Raw genomic sequence first — 2120 nt, forward strand, 5'->3', positions numbered from 1 at the left:
TACCGGTACAGCCGTTTCTGTGACTTGTTCCGTAATTGGGAAGGCCGGCTGCCGCTGGTGATGCGCCAGCACCACGGTGGCGGCGACAAATTGTTTGTCGACTATGCTGGCGACAGGGTGCCGGTGGTTGACCGTAAGACTGGCGAGGTGCGTGACGCGCACATCTTCGTGGCGGTCATGGGCGCATCCAGCTTGTCGTTTGCGCTGGCGACGTGGACCGAGCAGATCGGCGACTGGATCGCGGGGCATAACGCGGCCTACAGCTTTTTTGGCGGCGCGACGCAACTGCTGGTGCCCGACAACGCCAAGGTCGCGGTGATCAAGGCCTGCCTCTATGACCCTATGGTCAACCGCAGCTACAGCGATATGGCGCAGCATTACGGCACGGCGATTTTGCCGGCACGGCCGCGTCGCCCGAGAGATAAGGCGAAGGTTGAGGCCTGCGTCGGTATCATCGAGCGCTGGCTGCTGGGGCGGCTGCGCAACCGAACCTTTTACAGCCTGGCCGAACTCAACGGTGCGATCGCCGAGTGGCTGGCCAAGCTCAATGACGGACGGGTGCTGCGCCAGTATGGCCGCACACGGCGCCAGCTGTTCGAGGAAATCGACGCGCCGAATCTTAAACCGCTCCCCGGCGGGCCGTGGGTCCATGCCGAATGGCGCCGATGCCGGGTCGGGCTCGACTATCACGTCGAGATCGAACGACACTACTACTCGGTGCCCTATCGCTTCGCCCGTCGCGAGGTAGAAGCGCGGATCTGTGCGCGAACGGTTGAAATCTTCCTGGGGGGCGAGCGTATTGCCGCGCATATGCGCGGCAGCGGCAACGGGCGGCACACGACGATCAGCGCCCACATGCCCTCCAGCCACCGGCGCTATGGCGAGTGGACGCCGGCAAAGATCCGCAGCGAGGCAAGCCGGATCGGCCCGATGCTGCGCCTGCTGATCGACCGGATCATCGAGGATCGGCCGCATCCCGAACAGGGCTATCGTTCGTGCCTGGGAATCATCCGGCTTGAGAAGCGCTTTGGCGCCGAGCGCCTCGAGGCGGCCGCGCTGCGCGCAATTGAGATCCAGGCTCGCAACTACCCGAGCGTCAAATCGATCCTCGAGAAGGGGCTCGATCGCGTTGCAACGCCCACGTCCCCCGAGCGCGAGCCGATCCTACACACCAACATCAGAGGCTCGGACTATTACCACTAATAGGGAAGAAAATGCTGACACACCCCACGCTCCACTTGCTTACCCAGCTCGGCCTTGCCGGCATGGCCGAGGCCTTTAAAAGCCTCGCCGACAACGAGGAGGTCCATGGCCTCGCTCACGCCGAATGGTTGGCGCTGCTGCTGGACCATGAAGCGACCTGGCGTAACAACCGGCGCCTGGCGCTTCGCCTTCGTAAGGCAAAGCTGCGTCATCATGCCGTGCCCGAGGATATCGACTACCGCGCCCCCCGTGGGCTCGACCGCCGCTTGTTCGACATGCTGCTCAAGGGAGACTGGATCAAGAACCACGAGAATTGCGCCATTGTCGGGCCGACAGGCATCGGGAAAAGCTGGCTTGGCTGTGCACTTGGTCACAAGGCCTGCCGGGACAACCACTCGGTACTTTACACCCGGCTGCCGCGGTTGTTCGAAGAACTGGACCTTGCCCGGGGCGACGGCCGACTCAGCTCGCGGATGAAGAGCATCGCCGCCGTCGAGCTCCTGATTTTGGACGACTGGGGCCTCCAGGCCATCGACGCCAACGCGCGGCATCATCTGCTCGAAATCCTCGAAGACCGTTACGGCCGTCGATCAACACTCGTCACCAGCCAGCTTCCAATTGCCAAATGGCATGAGCTCATAAATGACCCAACTTACGCTGATGCCATACTCGATCGGCTGCTTCACAACGCTCACAGGCTCGAACTGAACGGTGACTCCATGCGTCGTCCGCCGCTTCTTCCGCGGCCTTGATTGCATCGTCGACCCGATGAAGACCGGGACTGCAGCCCGCGAAGCTGACCGGCCGCTACGGCACTGTTGGGGTGCGCGTCCAGTCAGCTTCGCTCCGTCGAGCGACACCAGACGTGATCTCTTCGGCCGCCGCTTGACCACGGGCTAACGATAGTGCCAATTGCG

Annotated in this window: 2 protein-coding genes; both read left to right on the top strand. The window is 62.8% G+C overall.

Annotated elements, in window-relative coordinates; translation table 11 throughout:
- Window positions 1-1203, top strand: a 1203-nt coding sequence (gene istA / locus H8A95_RS42660; RefSeq protein ID WP_229188403.1) for an IS21 family transposase, incomplete at its 5' end; no start/stop codon positions are given.
- 11 nt (window positions 1204-1214) lie between these two features.
- Entirely contained in the window at window positions 1215-1955 is a 741-nt protein-coding gene (istB, locus tag H8A95_RS42665) for an IS21-like element helper ATPase IstB (RefSeq protein ID WP_229188404.1), read from the top strand.
- The last annotated feature ends 165 nt before the right edge of the window (window positions 1956-2120 follow it).

The organism is Bradyrhizobium oropedii (assembly GCF_020889685.1).
Lineage (GTDB): Bacteria > Pseudomonadota > Alphaproteobacteria > Rhizobiales > Xanthobacteraceae > Bradyrhizobium > Bradyrhizobium oropedii.